At 52.2% G+C, this 16,117-nt stretch carries 15 protein-coding genes; all 15 read right to left on the reverse strand.

The window, feature by feature from the left end; genetic code table 11:
* Positions 1–2: 2 nt before the first annotated feature.
* The 15 genes from tolR to sdhC all read right to left on the reverse strand — a co-directional run bounded on the left by tolR (position 3) and on the right by sdhC (position 15,399).
* Positions 3–434, reverse strand: a complete 432-nt coding sequence (gene tolR, locus ACM5QY_RS20835; RefSeq protein ID WP_104922887.1) for a colicin uptake protein TolR — start codon at positions 432–434, stop codon at positions 3–5.
* Between the two features lie 11 nt (positions 435–445).
* Positions 446–1,135, reverse strand: coding sequence for a Tol-Pal system protein TolQ (gene tolQ / locus ACM5QY_RS20840; protein WP_013576430.1), 690 nt, complete (start codon positions 1,133–1,135; stop codon positions 446–448).
* Positions 1,132–1,536, reverse strand: a complete 405-nt coding sequence (gene ybgC / locus ACM5QY_RS20845; protein WP_095921211.1) for a tol-pal system-associated acyl-CoA thioesterase — start codon at positions 1,534–1,536, stop codon at positions 1,132–1,134. The genes tolQ and ybgC overlap by 4 nt, the downstream gene beginning before the upstream one ends.
* A 151-nt stretch (positions 1,537–1,687) precedes the next feature.
* Positions 1,688–1,981: a cyd operon protein YbgE gene (ybgE, locus tag ACM5QY_RS20850; RefSeq protein ID WP_104922888.1), complete on the reverse strand. Its 294-nt coding sequence runs from the start codon at positions 1,979–1,981 to the stop codon at positions 1,688–1,690.
* Positions 1,982–1,983: 2 nt separating this feature from the next.
* On the reverse strand, positions 1,984–2,097 hold the full coding sequence (gene cydX, locus ACM5QY_RS20855; RefSeq protein ID WP_101077375.1) for a cytochrome bd-I oxidase subunit CydX: 114 nt from the start codon (positions 2,095–2,097) through the stop codon (positions 1,984–1,986).
* A gap of 10 nt (positions 2,098–2,107) precedes the next feature.
* Positions 2,108–3,247 carry a cytochrome d ubiquinol oxidase subunit II gene (gene cydB / locus ACM5QY_RS20860; protein ID WP_416122510.1) on the reverse strand — a complete coding sequence of 380 codons (1,140 nt, stop codon included), beginning with the start codon at positions 3,245–3,247 and terminating at the stop codon, positions 2,108–2,110.
* Between the two features lie 15 nt (positions 3,248–3,262).
* Positions 3,263–4,831 carry a cytochrome ubiquinol oxidase subunit I gene (gene cydA / locus ACM5QY_RS20865; RefSeq protein WP_416122511.1) on the reverse strand — a complete coding sequence of 523 codons (1,569 nt, stop codon included), beginning with the start codon at positions 4,829–4,831 and terminating at the stop codon, positions 3,263–3,265.
* A 722-nt stretch (positions 4,832–5,553) separates the two neighbouring features.
* A complete protein-coding gene (sucD, locus tag ACM5QY_RS20870; protein WP_195814167.1) occupies positions 5,554–6,426 on the reverse strand; it encodes a succinate--CoA ligase subunit alpha in 873 nt (290 codons plus the stop codon).
* A complete protein-coding gene (gene sucC / locus ACM5QY_RS20875; RefSeq protein ID WP_101077379.1) occupies positions 6,426–7,592 on the reverse strand; it encodes an ADP-forming succinate--CoA ligase subunit beta in 1,167 nt (388 codons plus the stop codon). Before sucC ends, sucD begins: the two co-directional genes overlap by 1 nt.
* A gap of 95 nt (positions 7,593–7,687) precedes the next feature.
* Positions 7,688–8,917, reverse strand: coding sequence for a 2-oxoglutarate dehydrogenase complex dihydrolipoyllysine-residue succinyltransferase (gene odhB, locus ACM5QY_RS20880; protein WP_416122512.1), 1,230 nt, complete (start codon positions 8,915–8,917; stop codon positions 7,688–7,690).
* 45 nt (positions 8,918–8,962) lie between these two features.
* The gene (gene sucA, locus ACM5QY_RS20885) at positions 8,963–11,770 is read right to left on the reverse strand and encodes a 2-oxoglutarate dehydrogenase E1 component (RefSeq protein ID WP_416122513.1); all 2,808 of its coding nucleotides are present in this window, start codon (positions 11,768–11,770) and stop codon (positions 8,963–8,965) included.
* Positions 11,771–12,163: 393 nt separating this feature from the next.
* The gene (locus tag ACM5QY_RS20890; protein WP_416122514.1) at positions 12,164–12,880 is read right to left on the reverse strand and encodes a succinate dehydrogenase iron-sulfur subunit; all 717 of its coding nucleotides are present in this window, start codon (positions 12,878–12,880) and stop codon (positions 12,164–12,166) included.
* An 18-nt stretch (positions 12,881–12,898) separates the two neighbouring features.
* Complete coding sequence (gene sdhA, locus ACM5QY_RS20895; RefSeq protein ID WP_104922896.1) at positions 12,899–14,665, reverse strand: succinate dehydrogenase flavoprotein subunit; 1,767 nt, start codon at positions 14,663–14,665, stop codon at positions 12,899–12,901.
* A gap of 3 nt (positions 14,666–14,668) precedes the next feature.
* The gene (gene sdhD, locus ACM5QY_RS20900; protein WP_095921202.1) at positions 14,669–15,016 is read right to left on the reverse strand and encodes a succinate dehydrogenase membrane anchor subunit; all 348 of its coding nucleotides are present in this window, start codon (positions 15,014–15,016) and stop codon (positions 14,669–14,671) included.
* Positions 15,010–15,399: a succinate dehydrogenase cytochrome b556 subunit gene (sdhC, locus tag ACM5QY_RS20905; RefSeq protein WP_104922897.1), complete on the reverse strand. Its 390-nt coding sequence runs from the start codon at positions 15,397–15,399 to the stop codon at positions 15,010–15,012. The genes sdhD and sdhC overlap by 7 nt, the downstream gene beginning before the upstream one ends.
* Positions 15,400–16,117: the final 718 nt, after the last annotated feature.

A 16,117-nucleotide genomic window follows, 5' to 3' on the forward strand; every position in this document is an offset into this window, starting at 1 on the left:
CCTCAGATAGGTTGTGTCATCAATCCGACTGACTTCACGCCAGCCTGATGCAGCATATTCAGCGCCTTGATGATTTCCTCATAAGGCACATCTTTCGCGCCGCCGATCAGGAATACCGTCTTCGGATTAGCCTGAATACGGCTGGTCGCTTCTGCGATAACCTGTTGTTCAGGCAGTTGTTCCATGCGCTGATGATCCACCACAATGGTGTATTGCCCCACGCCTGAAACTTCAACAATCACTGGCGGGTTATCATCGCTGGACACCGTTTTGGAATCCGTCGCATCCGGTAAGTCAACTTCCACGCTCTGGGTAATGATCGGTGCTGTTGCCATAAAAATCAGTAACAGAACCAGCAGTACGTCGAGCAGCGGAACGATGTTGATCTCCGACTTACCTTCGCGCCGGTTACGACGACCTCGTGTACGAGCCATACTCTCCCCCTTTAGTTACTGCTGGTTTCGCGAGAGAAAGCCTGACGGTGCAGGATAGCCGTGAATTCTTCCATGAAGTTATCGTAGTTTTGCTCAAGCTTGTTCACGCGCTGGTTGAGGCGGTTGTACGCCATAACAGCCGGGATAGCGGCAAACAGACCAATCGCCGTAGCAATCAGTGCTTCTGCGATACCGGGAGCCACCATTTGCAGGGTCGCTTGTTTCACGGAACCTAAACCGATAAAGGCATGCATGATCCCCCAGACCGTACCGAACAAGCCGATATACGGGCTGATGGAACCGACGGTGCCAAGGAAAGGAATGTGTGTTTCAAGGGATTCGAGTTCACGGTTAAAGGAAATGCGCATTGCACGTGAAGACCCTTCAATCACTGCCTCTGGCGCGTGGCTGTTGGCACGATGTAAACGGGCGAATTCTTTAAAACCAGAATGGAAGATTTGCTCTGCCCCGCTCAGGGTTTCGCGACGGCCCTGACTTTCCTGATACAAACGGGAAAGCTCAATACCGGACCAGAATTTATCTTCGAACGCTTCTGCCTCGCGGGTGGCGGCATTCAGCACTTTCGTACGTTGAATGATGATCGCCCAGGACGCGATAGAAAAGCACACAAGGACAAGCATAATCAGCTTGACCAGGATGCTGGCCTTCAAAAATAAATCAAGAATGTTCATGTCAGTCACTGCTTAAACTCCGCGACAATAGACTTAGGAAGCGCTCGGGGCTTCATTTGGTGTGGATCAATGCATGCAATCAACACTTCTGCAGAACTCAGAAGGTTTCCATGCGAATCAAGGATTCGTTGAGCAAAAGTAAGAGAAGCTCCGCGAATGGACGTAATCTCACTCTGAACATCCAGCAGGTCATCTAAGCGAGCTGGTGCAAAGTATTCGACCGTCATGCGGCGGACAGCAAAAGCGACGTGTTCACCCAGCAACTGCTGCTGGTGAAAATTGCGTTGGCGCAACATCTCTGTGCGAGCCCTTTCAAAAAACGCGACGTATCGGGCATGGTAGACCACACCTCCCGCGTCTGTGTCTTCGTAATAGACACGAACCGGCCATCGGAACAACGAATTACTCACTCTACATCCCGTAATGCAATTTGACGGCACTACTATACGCAAGAGACTTGGGGTTGGGAATGGGTTGCAATGCTGGAACGAAAATAATTATGGGCCAGAGCGGCCCATAGGAAGATTACTGTAAATATGTGTCTTTTTAAGGCGATAAAAGTCAGCTAAAAAAGTAAAACAGACCGGCAGCCAGTGCAATCATAGCGAGTAGCGGCGAAAAAAATGATTTCCACACCGAACTTTTCGGGCGAAAACCCAGACCGTGAATAACACCACTACAAACCGCCCATATCAAAATGAGCCCATGCCAGATTTCCAGTTCGCTGGTCGAGGAGGCAAACATCCCCGGCTTCCAGAAAACACAACCGGCCAGCACCAGCGACATCACAAGGGAAAGGGCCCGCAAGGGGCCCTTATCTGTGACGGCGTAAACTTTATCCGCAATCACACTCATCGTTACTTCTCTTCTTTAGCGGCTTTGTTGGCTTCGCTGTGCTCTAGCGCCAGCGCGGTCATGATACCAAATGAGCAAGCCAGCAAGGTGCCGAGGATCCAGGCAAAATACCACATGGTGTTCTCCTTAATACAACGAATGCTTGTTGTTCTCGATGTACGCTTTATCGAGACGACCGAACATCTTGTAATACGCCCAGGAGGTGTAAATCAGGATGATTGGCACAAAGATACACGCCACAACGGTCATCACTCTCAACGTCAGTAAGGTAGACGTTGCGTCCCACATGGTCAGGCTCACATTGGGTTCAGTGATTGACGGCATGACGAACGGGAACATAGTGATACCGGCCGTCAGGATCACACAGGCGATAGTCAGAGAGTTACTGACGAAGGCCAGCGCCGCTTTATTAAACTGGGAGAACAAGATTGTCAGCAGCGGCAGTAACACACCCAATGCCGGAATCGCCCACAGAGCCGGGATCTTATTGAAGTTAGCCAGCCATGCGCCCGCTTCATGAGAAACCGTTTTGTGCAGCGGGTTTGACGGGCCCGCGTGATCCAGAACGGATGTCACGGTGAAGCCATCAATACCTTTAACAACCCAGATACCTGCCAGCAGGAAGCAAACCATCATGATCAGCGCAGAGATCTGCGAGGCCTTGCGGGTACGCAGGTGCAGTTCGCCGACAGTACGCATTTGCAGGTAGGTTGCACCCTGAGTAATCAGCATGGTCAGGCTGACCAGACCGGCCAGAATACCAAACGGGTTCAGCAGCTGAATCAGATTACCCGTGTAGAACAGGCGCTGATCAATATCGATATGGAACGGTACGCCCTGTAACAGGTTACCGAAGGCCACACCAAAGACCAGAGCGGGCACGAAACTCCCGACAAAGATGCCCCAGTCCCACATCCCACGCCAGCGCGTATTGTCCAGTTTTGAACGGTAGTCAAAGCCCAGCGGACGGAAGAACAAGGCACACAGCACCAGCACCATCGCGGCATAGAAGCCCGAAAACGCGGCGGCATAAACCTGAGGCCAGGCGGCAAATAATGCCCCACCAGCGGTGATCAGCCAGACCTGGTTACCGTCCCAGTGCGGGGCGATCGCATTGATCATAATCCGGCGGTCGGTATCGGTTTTACCGATGATCCGCACCAGAATCCCCACACCCATATCAAATCCATCGGTGACCGCGAAGCCGATAAACAGCACGCCAATCAGCGCCCACCAGATGAACCGTAAACTTTCATAATCGAACATAGTCGGACTCCCTAATTACTGAGCTTTCTGAAGCGGAGCTGAAGGTTGTTCAAAATGATAGCGACCTGTTTTCAGGCTGCTTGGCCCCAGGCGAACATATTTGAACATCAGGAACATCTCAGCGACCAGGAACAGGGTGTACAAGCCGCAGATCAGGATCATTGACGACAGAACATCCGCGACGGTCAATGAAGAGTGCGCAATGGCCGTTGGTAAGACTTCACCAATTGCCCACGGCTGACGACCATATTCGGCAACAAACCAGCCAGACTCAACCGCAATCCATGGCAATGGCAGGCCAAACAGCACGGCGCGATGCAGCCAGCGTTTTTCACCAATTTTGCCACGAACGACAGCGAAGAATGACAGGCCAATCAGAACCAGCATCAGGATGCCGCAGGCAACCATGATACGGAACGCGAAGTACAGAGGCAGAACGCGCGGAATAGAATCTTTCGTCGCTTTCTGGATTTGTGCGTCCGTCGCATCCGTCACTTTGTCGGTATAGCGTTTCAGCAACAACCCGTAGCCCAGGTCTTGCTTGGTTTTTTCAAAGTCACTGCGAATGGTCGGATCGGTATTCCCTGCACGCAATTCTTGCAGCAGGTTGTACGCTTTCATCCCGTTACGGATACGCACTTCGTGTTGCGCCATCAGGTCTTTCAGACCGGTGACCGGCGTATCCACAGAACGCGTTGCGATCAGGCCCAGCAGGTAAGGAATTTGAATGGAGTATTCATTTTCCATTTTCTCCTGATTTGGCAGGCCGAACAGCGTGAAGCTGGCAGGTGCAGGCTGGGTATCCCACTCGGCTTCGATTGCCGCCAGTTTGGTTTTCTGTACGTCACCCATTTCGTAACCGGATTCATCACCCAGAACGATAACAGACAGTACGGCAGCCAGCCCGAAGCTTGCCGCGATAGCGAATGAGCGCTTGGCAAATCCTACATCGCGGCCTTTCAGCAGGTAGTAAGAGCTGATAGCCAGAACGAACATCGCACCTGTCACATAACCGGATGCCACGGTGTGTACGAATTTAACCTGCGCAACCGGGTTCAGAACCAGCTCGGAGAAGCTGAGCATTTCCATGCGCATGGTTTCGTAGTTGAAGGTAGAAGCAATCGGGTTTTGCATCCAGCCGTTCGCCACCAGGATCCACAAAGCAGACAGGTTTGAGCCCAGTGCAACAAACCAGGTCACCGCCATGTGCTGAACTTTAGAAAGACGATCCCAACCGAAGAAGAAGAGGCCGACTAAAGTCGATTCCAGGAAGAACGCCATCAAACCTTCAATCGCCAAAGGCGCACCGAAGATATCACCGACGTAATGTGAGAAATATGACCAGTTGGTCCCGAACTGGAATTCCATGGTTAACCCGGTAGCGACACCAATTGCAAAGTTAATTGCAAAAAGTTTGCCCCAGAATTTGGTCATATCTTTATAGATTTGTTTGCCGGAAAGCACATACACCGTTTCCATAATTGCCAGTAAAAACGCCATACCCAGCGTTAATGGGACAAATAGGAAATGGTACGTGGCTGTTAAAGCAAACTGTAAACGCGACAGTTCAACGATATCAAACATCTTGACCCCTTGCTCCTCGGAGGAAGACCCCAAATTGCGATCTCTGACGAACCGGTTGCCGGAACGCCTCATGACTACCAGTATTCAAAAGTGTGTAGAACAGAAATGTCAGTGTTCAGCCTGAGTAAAGCCGTTCAGGGCATTCTGATACCCGGAAAAGACACGACCAGCGAGCCTGTAAGAGGCTGATGAACGGGAAAAATCGCGGGGAAAAGTAAACATACAAAAAACTTATGTTACAGGACCATTATGTTACGCCAGTAATCCCACACATTAAATAGGTTTTTTAGTGACCCAAAGCTGATTTCCGCGTACAGGTCAATTTAAGAACAAAACAGTGCAGATCGCTTTAATTGATCTGACGCAATTTAAGCCTATCTCATTGCTTATTTCCATAATATCCACATCAATTTCTGAAAAAACATTTCAAGATGTTAACCGTTGGTTTAACTGGTCTTTAATGGTGTACTTATTGTTAATTTGTTGTGTTTTTATAGTTGTGCTAAATATCCAAATTGCTACCTTTTAAAACCCATTTATTAACTTTTTATTTCCATTGAACCTATCGTGCTGTGTTAATAAATATAGCTCATATCGGCGATTGTTAAATATTTAGCTTAAAAATAAAAAGGCCACCCGAAGGTGGCCAACATGTCGAATCGTAAAGTCACAGAAAATGACTTACATCGCACCGGAATTTGTCCCGGCGCGACGGGTAATGCTTATTGCGGCAGTACAGATTTTACTGCTTCGCCGATATCAGCCAGGCTGCGAACAGTCTTCACGCCAGCGGCTTCTAAAGCAGCAAATTTCTCGTCTGCGGTGCCTTTACCACCGGCAATGATGGCGCCAGCATGGCCCATACGTTTGCCTTTTGGCGCAGTTACACCGGCGATGTAGCCCACAACAGGTTTGGTCACGTGCGCCTGAATATAAGCAGCCGCTTCTTCTTCAGCGTTACCACCGATTTCACCGATCATCACGATCACTTCTGTCTGTGGATCTTCCTGGAACAACTTCAGAATATCGATGAAGTTAGAGCCCGGGATCGGGTCACCACCGATACCAACGCAGGTAGACTGGCCGTAGCCGTAATCTGTTGTCTGTTTGACGGCTTCATACGTCAGCGTACCGGAGCGGGAAACGATGCCTACTTTACCCGGCAGGTGAATGTGGCCCGGCATGATACCGATTTTGCATTCGCCCGGTGTGATCACGCCCGGGCAGTTTGGCCCGATCATGACCGCATCGCTTTGGTCCAGTTTCACTTTAACGACCAGCATATCCAGTGTCGGGATGCCTTCAGTGATACAGATGATCAGTTTGATGCCCGCATCCAGCGCTTCCAGAATGGAATCTTTGCAGAACGGCGCAGGAACATAAATCACAGACGCGGTCGCGCCGGTGGTTTCAACCGCTTCACGCACGGTGTTGAACACGGGCAGGCCCAGATGTTCAGTGCCGCCTTTGCCCGGCGTTACGCCGCCCACCATTTTTGTGCCGTAAGCGATGGCTTGTTCGGAGTGGAAAGTCCCCTGGCTACCGGTGAAACCCTGGCAGATTACTTTGGTGTTCTTGTTGATTAAAATCGACATTATTTCCCCTCCACTGCCGCGACAACTTGTTGAGCCGCATTCGTCAGGCTGGTCGCTGCAATGATGTTCAAACCGCTGTCTGCCAGTTTTTTGGCACCCAGCTCGGCATTGTTACCTTCAAGACGCACCACAACCGGCACGCTGACGCCCACTTCTTCCACCGCACCGATGATACCGTCGGCGATCAGGTCGCAACGTACGATACCGCCGAAGATGTTCACGAAGACGGCTTTCACTTTTTCATCAGACAGGATGATTTTGAAGGCTTCTGTTACGCGTTCTTTGGTCGCACCGCCGCCAACATCCAGGAAGTTAGCCGGTTCGCCGCCATGCAGTTTCACGATGTCCATGGTACCCATTGCCAGACCGGCACCGTTCACCATGCAACCGATGTTGCCGTCGAGCGCGACGTAGTTCAGTTCCCACTGCGCAGCCTGAGATTCGCGGGCATCTTCCTGGCTGTAATCGCGCATTTCACGCAATTCTGGCTGACGGAACAATGCGTTGCCATCTGCGCCCAGTTTGCCGTCGAGGCAGATCAGGTCGCCTGCGGTGGTCACCACCAGCGGGTTGATTTCGATCAGCGCCAGATCGCGCTCAAGGAAAATGTTTGCCAGACCCATGAAGATCTTGGTGAACTGCTGAACCTGCTTACCGGTCAGACCCAGTTTGAACGCCAGTTCGCGGCCCTGATAAGGCTGCGGACCCGCCAGCGGATCCAGTGCCACTTTGTGGATAAGGTGTGGCGTTTCTTCAGCCACTTTCTCGATTTCCACGCCGCCTTCGGTAGACGCCATGAACACCACGCGGCGTGAACTGCGGTCTACCACAGCGCCGAGGTACAATTCTTTGTCGATGTCTGTCGCGGATTCAACCAGGATCTGGTTAACCGGCTGACCCAGTGCATCTGTCTGGTAAGTCACCAGACGTTTGCCCAGCCAGTGTTCCGCGAAAGCACGAATTTCTTCTTTGCTTTTCACCACTTTCACGCCGCCCGCTTTACCGCGGCCACCGGCATGAACCTGACATTTTACCACCCACGGACCGGCACCGATTTTCGATGCAGCCTCTTCCGCTTCACGCGGCGTGGAACAGGCGAAGCCCGTTGGTGCTGGCAGGCCGTAGCGCAGGAACAGCTGTTTCGCCTGATACTCGTGTAAATTCATGATGTTCTATCCATTCTTTAGTAGGAAGGCTTATCAGGGCACAGCGGGCTGTGCCACAGATTTTGTCGATCTCTAATCTTTCGTTCTGCCGGGGACTAAACGTCCAGCAGCAGACGAGCCGGATCTTCCAGCATTTCTTTAATGGTCACCAGGAAGCCGACAGATTCGCGGCCATCAACCAGACGGTGATCGTAGGACAGCGCCAGATACATCATTGGCAAGATCACTACCTGGCCGTTTACCGCCATCGGACGATCTTTAATGGCATGCATGCCCAGAATCGCACTCTGCGGTGGGTTGATAATCGGGGTAGACATCAGTGAGCCGAAGACGCCGCCGTTGGTCACGGTAAAGTTACCGCCGGTCAGTTCTTCCACTTTCAGTTTGCCGTCACGGCCTTTGATCGCCAGCTCTTTGATTTGCTTCTCGATGTCAGCCATACCCAGCGTATCCACATCACGCAGAACCGGTGTGACCAGCCCACGAGGCGTAGAAACGGCGATGCTCACGTCGAAATAGTTGTGGTAAACCACATCTTCGCCATCAATAGACGCGTTCACTTCCGGGTAGCGTTTCAGCGCTTCCACCACGGCTTTCAGATAGAAAGACATGAAGCCCAGACGCACGCCGTGACGTTTTTCGAAGCCATCACCGTACTGCTTACGCAGATCCATGATCGGTTTCATGTTGATTTCGTTGAAGGTCGTCAGCATGGCGGTGCTGTTTTTCGCTTCAAGCAGACGCTCAGCAACACGCTTACGCAGACGGGTCATCGGTACACGTTTTTCGCTGCGTGAACCCAGAGCCGGTGCGGCGCTGGTCGCGGCAGGAGCAGCAGCTGGCGCGGCCGCCGGTTTTGCGTCTTTGGCTTTCGCCAGATGTTGATCGATATCTTCACGGGTCAGACGACCCCCGACACCGCTGCCTTTGATCGCATTGGCATCCAGAGAATGCTCGGCAATCAGACGGCGGATTGCCGGGCTGAGTGCGTCGTTGCTTTCTTCTTCCAGAGCGGCAGTGTGGCGTGCAGCAGGAGTCGCTTCTTTATCGGAGCTTTTCTCAGTGCTTGGCTTGCCGGTGCTGTTGCCCGGACGAATGCGCGCCAGAATCTGACGGGAAATCACCGTTGCGCCTTCGTCTTCAATAATGCTGTCCAGAATACCGGCTTCACTTGCCGGCACTTCCAGAACCACTTTATCGGTTTCAATTTCTACCAGTACATCGTCACGCTCAACGCTGTCACCCGGTTTTTTGTGCCAGGTTGCAACCGTCGCATCTGCCACGGATTCAGGAAGGTCAGGGACCAGAATATCTACGCTACTCATTATAAATCCTTCTTATGTTCCATTGTGTTAACTCACGCCAACGCGTTATTTAACGTTCAGCGCATCGTTAACCAGATCTTGCTGTTGCTTCTGGTGAACGGACATGTAACCCACTGCCGGAGAAGCAGAGGCCGGACGTCCTGCGTAACGTAAAGAAGCCCCGAAAGGAATCACTTCACGGAAGTTATGCTGGCTGCAATACCACGCGCCCTGGTTGAGCGGCTCTTCCTGACACCAGACGAAATCATGAACGTGTGAGAATTTCTCAAGCACTTCCTGAATCGCTTTGTGCGGGAACGGATACAACTGCTCGATACGAACGATAGCCACATCGGTTTGCTCGTTTTTGCGACGTTGTTCCAGCAGGTCGTAATAAACCTTACCTGAGCACATCACCACGCGCTTAACCTGTTTTGGATCCAGTTCGTCCACTTCACCAATCGCTGGCAGGAAGCTGCCGCTGGCCAGTTCATCGAGCGTAGAAACCGCCAGAGGATGACGCAGCAGAGACTTCGGAGACATGACGATCAGCGGACGACGCATACCGCGCAACGCCTGACGACGGATCATGTGGTAAACCTGTGCCGGGGTCGACGGGATACAGACCTGCATGTTTTGCTCAGCGCAAAGTTGCAGATAACGTTCCAGACGTGCGGAGGAGTGCTCCGGCCCCTGCCCTTCGTAGCCGTGCGGCAGCAACATCACCAGACCACACATGCGGCCCCATTTCTGTTCGCCGGAGCTGATGAACTGATCGATAACCACCTGCGCACCGTTGGCGAAATCGCCGAACTGCGCTTCCCAGATCGTCAGCGTGCGCGGCTCAGCCGTGGCATAACCGTATTCGAACGCCAGCACCGCTTCTTCGGAAAGCACGGAATCCCAGACGTTGAATTCGCCCTGGCTGTTGTGAATATTCGCCAGCGGCACATACACCGAACCGTTTTTCTGGTTATGAATCACGGCATGACGGTGGAAGAACGTGCCGCGACCGGTATCTTCACCGGAAAGACGGATCGGAATGCCTTCGTCTACCAGCGTAGCGTACGCCAGGTTTTCCGCGCCGCCCCAGTCGAATTTCTTATTACCTGCGGCCATCTCGTTACGGTCGCCGTAAATCTTGGCAACGCGTGACTGCATTTCGATAGCATCCGGCACATGGCTGACGCGACGCGCCAGTTCCTGCAAGCGTTTCAGCTCAACCTTACTCGGGTAGGCTTCATCCCACTCGTGGTTCAGATACGGAGACCAGGTGAACGTGTGCATGTCATTCTGACGCCACTCTTCCACCACGCACTCACCTGCATCCAGCGCATCACGGTACAAATTGACCATTTCCGTGGCATCTTCGAGACTGGCCACGTTTTGCTCGGTCAGAATGTCAGCATAGATTTTACGCGGCGTCGGGTGCTTCTTGATCTTGTTGTACATCAGTGGCTGGGTTGCGCTCGGTTCGTCGGCCTCGTTATGGCCGTGGCGACGGTAGCAAACCAGATCAATCATGACGTCACGTTTAAAGGTGTTACGGAAATCCAATGCCAGGCGGGTGACGAAAGCCACCGCTTCAGGGTCATCGGCATTGACGTGGAAAATCGGCGCCTGCACCATTTTCGCAATATCAGTACAGTAATCGGTAGAACGCGCATCTTTCGGATTCGAGGTGGTAAAGCCCACCTGGTTATTGATGACGATACGCACGGTACCGCCCACTTCATAACCGCGTGCCAGCGACATGTTCAGGGTTTCCTGTACCACACCCTGACCGGTAATCGCCGCGTCACCGTGAATGGTGATTGGCAGAACCATATTGCTGCGCGCTTCGTCCAGACGGTCACGACGGGCACGAACAGAACCGATAACCACCGGGCTCACGATTTCCAGGTGCGACGGGTTAAACGCCAGCGCCAGGTGAACCATTCCGCCTTCGGTTTCCACATCAGACGAATAGCCCATGTGGTATTTCACGTCGCCGGTACCCAGGTGTTCTTTATGCTTGCCGGAGAATTCGTCGAACAGGTCCTGGGGTTTTTTACCCAGCACGTTGATCAGCACGTTCAGACGGCCACGGTGCGCCATACCCAGCACCACTTCGCGCGTTCCGTTTTTGCCTGCATGACGGATCATGTCTTTGAGCATCGGAACCAGCGCATCGCCGCCTTCAAGGGAGAAGCGTTTTGCGCCCGGGAATTTCGCGCCCAGATAACGCTCCAAACCTTCTGCAGCGGTCAGTTCTTTCAGGAACGTTTTCTTCTCTTCATGGGTGAATTTTGCTCGACCAGCCACGGATTCGACGCGCTGTTGGATCCAGCGTTTCTCTTCGGTGTTGGTGATGTGCATGTATTCCACACCAATAGAACCGCAATAGGTTTGCTTCAGGGCTTTATACAGCTCGCCGAGCTGCATGGTTTCCTTGCCAATGGCAAAAGAACCGACGTTGAAGGTTTCCTGGAAATCAGCTTCAGTCAGATGATGGAACGCGGGATCCAGATCCGGTACATCGTCCAGTTTCCACAGGCCGAGGGGATCAAGGTTGGCATTCTGATGACCACGGAAGCGGAAGGCGTTGATTAACTGCAACACCTTAACTTGCTTGGCATCCGTTTGCGGATCGCTGATGGAGGAATTGTAACGTGACGCATCTTTCGCCAGACGGCGGAAGTAGTCGCGAGTTTGAGAATGGAGTTGCTCTGGTTTCACACCCACTGTTGGTAGCTGTTTAAAAATCGAACGCCAGCTATCGTCAACGGAACCAGGATCGGTTAAGTAGTCTTCATAGAGTTGCTCTATGTAAGACTGGTTTGCACCCGCCAGATAGGAGGAATCCAGCCAGGCCTTCATTGCGCCGTTCTGCATCGTGATCCCTTAAGCTTTGAAGCTTTAGTTTTCGCCGTGGTTAATAATATTGACCGTGATACACCGCGGTAAAACGGTTTTCCATACTAAAACAGTTCGTTGGTTGAGCGTTTGGCTCTTCAAGGAACCTTCAAAAATCCGCCAGGTGCGTGACTGACTTTTGAAGTTGCCCTGCTTAACGTGTAATGCTTTCCATCTCCCTTATTTTGACCCGGCTATCTTACTCCTGTCAGGCGCAACTTTGTTGCACTTGTTGCTACTTTGTTATTAAAAATTTACTAATTTGCTATCAACACCTCAGTTACGGCATTTGTAAGTAAAGAAAGCAAAACCGGCGGGTGAGTAAATAACAGCGGGAACCTGAGTTCCCGCTGATGGCATCACCTTATGAACTCAGGCGCCCCGCTGTAGCAGCATCGATTTGATGTGCCCGATGGCTTTCGTCGGGTTCAAACCTTTAGGACACACACTCACACAGTTCATGATGCTGTGGCAGCGGAATACGCTGAAAGCATCGTTCAGATCGTCGAGTCGCGGTTGCGTTTCGGTATCGCGGCTGTCGATAAGGAAACGGTAAGCGGCCAGAAGGCCTGCCGGACCGACAAATTTGTCCGGATTCCACCAGAAAGACGGGCAGGACGTCGAGCAACAGGCACAGAGAATACATTCGTACAATCCGTCCAGTTTTTCGCGCTCATCCGGCATCTGTAAATGTTCACGCGCCGGAGGATTTTTCCCATCATTCAACAGGTAAGGCTTAATCTTCTCATACTGCTTATAGAATTGTCCCATGTCCACAACAAGGTCGCGCACAACCGGCAATCCTGGCAACGGACGGATAACAATTTTCTTGCTGCCGTGACGTAATGTAGAGACCGGCGTGATACACGCCAGACCGTTTTTACCGTTCATGTTCACGCCGTCGGAACCACACACGCCTTCACGGCATGAGCGGCGAAACGCCAGCGTAGGATCCTGTTCTTTCAGCAAAATCAGCGCGTCGAGCAACATCATGTCGCGCCCTTCCTGCGCTTCCAGCACATAATCTTTCATGTACGGAACATCATCGACATCCGGGTTGTAGCGATAAATCGAAAATTCGAGTTTCATATCTGTCTCCGCTCCGCCCTAGTAAGTACGCGCTTTCGGCGGGAAGGCCGCGCGAAGCTTAGGCTGCATGTTCACCTCACGGCGGGTCATGCTTTCTGTTTCCGGCTGATACAGCGTGTGACACAGCCAGTTCGCATCGTCACGTTCCGGGAAGTCGAAGCGGCTGTGTGCGCCACGGCTTTCAGTACGGTAGTTTGCGGAGACGGCAGTAGAAAACGCAGTTTCCATCAGGTTATCCAGCTCCAGACACTCGACGCGCTGGGTGTTGAATTCTGAAGAGGTATCATCCAGACGCGCGGTTTTCAGACGTTCACGGATCACTTTCAGTTGTTCCAGCCCCTCTGCCATCGCATCGCCTTCGCGGAATACGGAGAAGTTGTTTTGCATACAGGCCTGCAAATCTTTGCGGATTGCCACCGGGTCTTCACCGGATCGGGTATTGTTCCAGCGGTTCAGACGTTCCAGAGACACATCGATATCGTCCTGAGACGCATCGCGGCTTGCGCCCTGCTCCAGAATGGATTCCTGCAAGTGCATTCCGGCTGCACGGCCAAATACCACCAGGTCGAGCAGAGAGTTACCGCCGAGACGGTTTGCGCCGTGAACGGAAACGCAGGCAATTTCGCCAACGGCGAACAGGCCCGGGATCACTTCATCCTGACCCTGTGCGTTCACACGCAGCGCCTGACCGGTCACTTTGGTCGGAATACCGCCCATCATGTAATGGCAGGTTGGCAGAACCGGGATCGGCTCTTTGATTGGGTCAACGTGAGCAAAGGTACGGGACAGCTCCAGAATGCCCGGCAGGCGGGATTCCAGCACGTCGCGGCCCAGATGGTCGAGTTTCAGTTTAACGTGCGGGCCCCACGGACCTTCGCAGCCACGGCCTTCACGGATTTCGATCATGATGGAACGCGCCACCACGTCACGACCCGCCAGGTCTTTGGCATTCGGCGCATAACGTTCCATGAAACGTTCGCCATCTTTATTGAGCAGATAACCGCCTTCACCGCGACAGCCTTCTGTCACCAGAACGCCCGCACCGGCAATACCGGTCGGGTGGAACTGCCACATTTCCATGTCCTGCACCGGCACACCGGCACGCAGCGCCATGCCGACACCGTCGCCGGTATTAATGTGCGCGTTGGTGGTGGACTGATAAATACGGCCCGCACCGCCGGTTGCCAGCACGGTCGCTTTGGCTTTGAAGTAAACAACTTCACCGGTTTCGATACAAATCGCGGTACAACCGACAATCGCGCCGTCCTGGTTTTTCACTAAATCCAGTGAATACCATTCGGAGAAAATCGTGGTGTGGTTTTTCAGGTTTTGCTGATACAGCGTGTGCAGCAAGGCGTGACCGGTACGGTCGGCTGCCGCCGCAGTTCGTGCCGCCTGCTCGCCGCCGAAGTTCTTCGACTGGCCACCAAACGGACGCTGATAAATACGGCCGTCATCAAGACGGGAGAAAGGCAATCCCATGTGTTCGAGTTCCAGAATCGCTTCCGGCCCGGTTTTACACATATATTCAATGGCATCCTGATCACCGATGTAGTCGGAACCTTTTACGGTGTCGTACATATGCCATTCCCAGTCATCCTCATGGGTGTTACCCAGCGCAACGGTAATACCGCCCTGAGCAGACACCGTATGGGAGCGGGTCGGGAAGACTTTGGAAATCAGGGCGCAGGACAGGCCCTGTTGTGAAATCTGTAACGCGGCACGCATACCGGCGCCACCTGCACCGATGACGACAGCATCAAACTCTCTGACTGGCAGATTCATTTACTACGCTCCCCAAACAACAATTGTTCCGTAAAGTAGGTAAACCACTAACGTGACGACGATGGCCAGTTGCAGCACCAGTCGGACAGCTACCGGTTTGACATAGTCCGTTAACACCTGCCACATGCCGATCCACGCGTGGATCAAAATCGACAACAGCGCCAGCAATGTGAATACTTTCGTGATGGAGGAAGAGAAGAAGCCATGCCAGACATCAAAAGTCAGTTCCTGAGCCAGAACAACGAAGCCCAGAATATAAAGAATGTACAGGGTGAGGATGATCGCGGAGGCACGCAGTAACAGCCAGTCGTGCACACCATTGCGTCCCAATGCTGAAACGTTGCTTACCATACGAGGACTCCAGCCAGAATTGACAGCACGACGGTCAGACCGATTGCCACCTGGGCAGAACGGGTACCGGCAGCCAAACTCTCTTCGATATAGCCAAAATCCATCAGCAAGTGGCGAACGCCACCGCAAACGTGATAGGCCAGCGCAGTGAGTATTCCCCAAAAGATGAATTTGACGAAGAAGCTATTCATGATGGCCGCAGCCTGCGCAAACCCTTCGGGAGAAGAGAGAGACAAACCTAACAGCCAGAGGAGGATACCGACGGCGACGAAGGTTATTACGCCAGAGACTCGGTGTAAGATGGACGCTATCGCAGTAACGGGAAACCGGATCGTTTGCAGATCCAGATTGACAGGTCTTTGTTTTTTCACGGTTTTGCCCACACAGCTCTTATTATTTTACTTCCTCCGGCCCGGAGCAGTATGTCAGACAGCATCCTTTCCTGCGTTCGTGTCGCTGTGGGTGCATTGGCCGCATTCTCACAACACCAATAACGATGGAAAGCTGAGCTCCTAAAAGCTCTCATTTCCCGCGCTCAAACAACGACATCCGATGTGCTTAAACGGCGCAGAAATGTGTTTTTCTTTTAAGTCCATTGTCATAAATTCAAAGACAAAAAAGATGATGCTGGGTGCTCCTACTTCGGATTGTCCGGAGACCTTGTAGGAGTATAGGTTGATCACATTCTTATTACAATTGCCCTACAAATGCTTTATCCACATTTCTTTTAAACAGTGAGTTAGCTCTCATTTTCCACAAAAGGCACAAAATAAATTATCTGGTTTGACATTTGATCAACATTTCCATTACAAATGAAGTATCTCTATAGGACTATGATACTGAGCACATACCGGCTGACGCCACGCGCACCAAAATGGTGAAAGTTTCTGAAGAATCAGTGGATCACATAATCGCAATGCGGGGTCTTCCCTGTTGCCCCAAGTTATGCAAAAGTGGGGATTGTGTAAATCCTCAACCTCTTCACCGGTACTGAGCGACAGAACAGTAATGATTTACCGAATCGTTAACAACGATGAAACGCCGCTTGTTGGTCACAGAGCAGTCTGAGACTGCAATTCGACTCAGCTCTACGTTCCCTCC

The sequence above is a fragment of the Rahnella sp. PCH160 genome, from assembly GCF_047784855.1.
GTDB lineage: Bacteria > Pseudomonadota > Gammaproteobacteria > Enterobacterales > Enterobacteriaceae > Rahnella.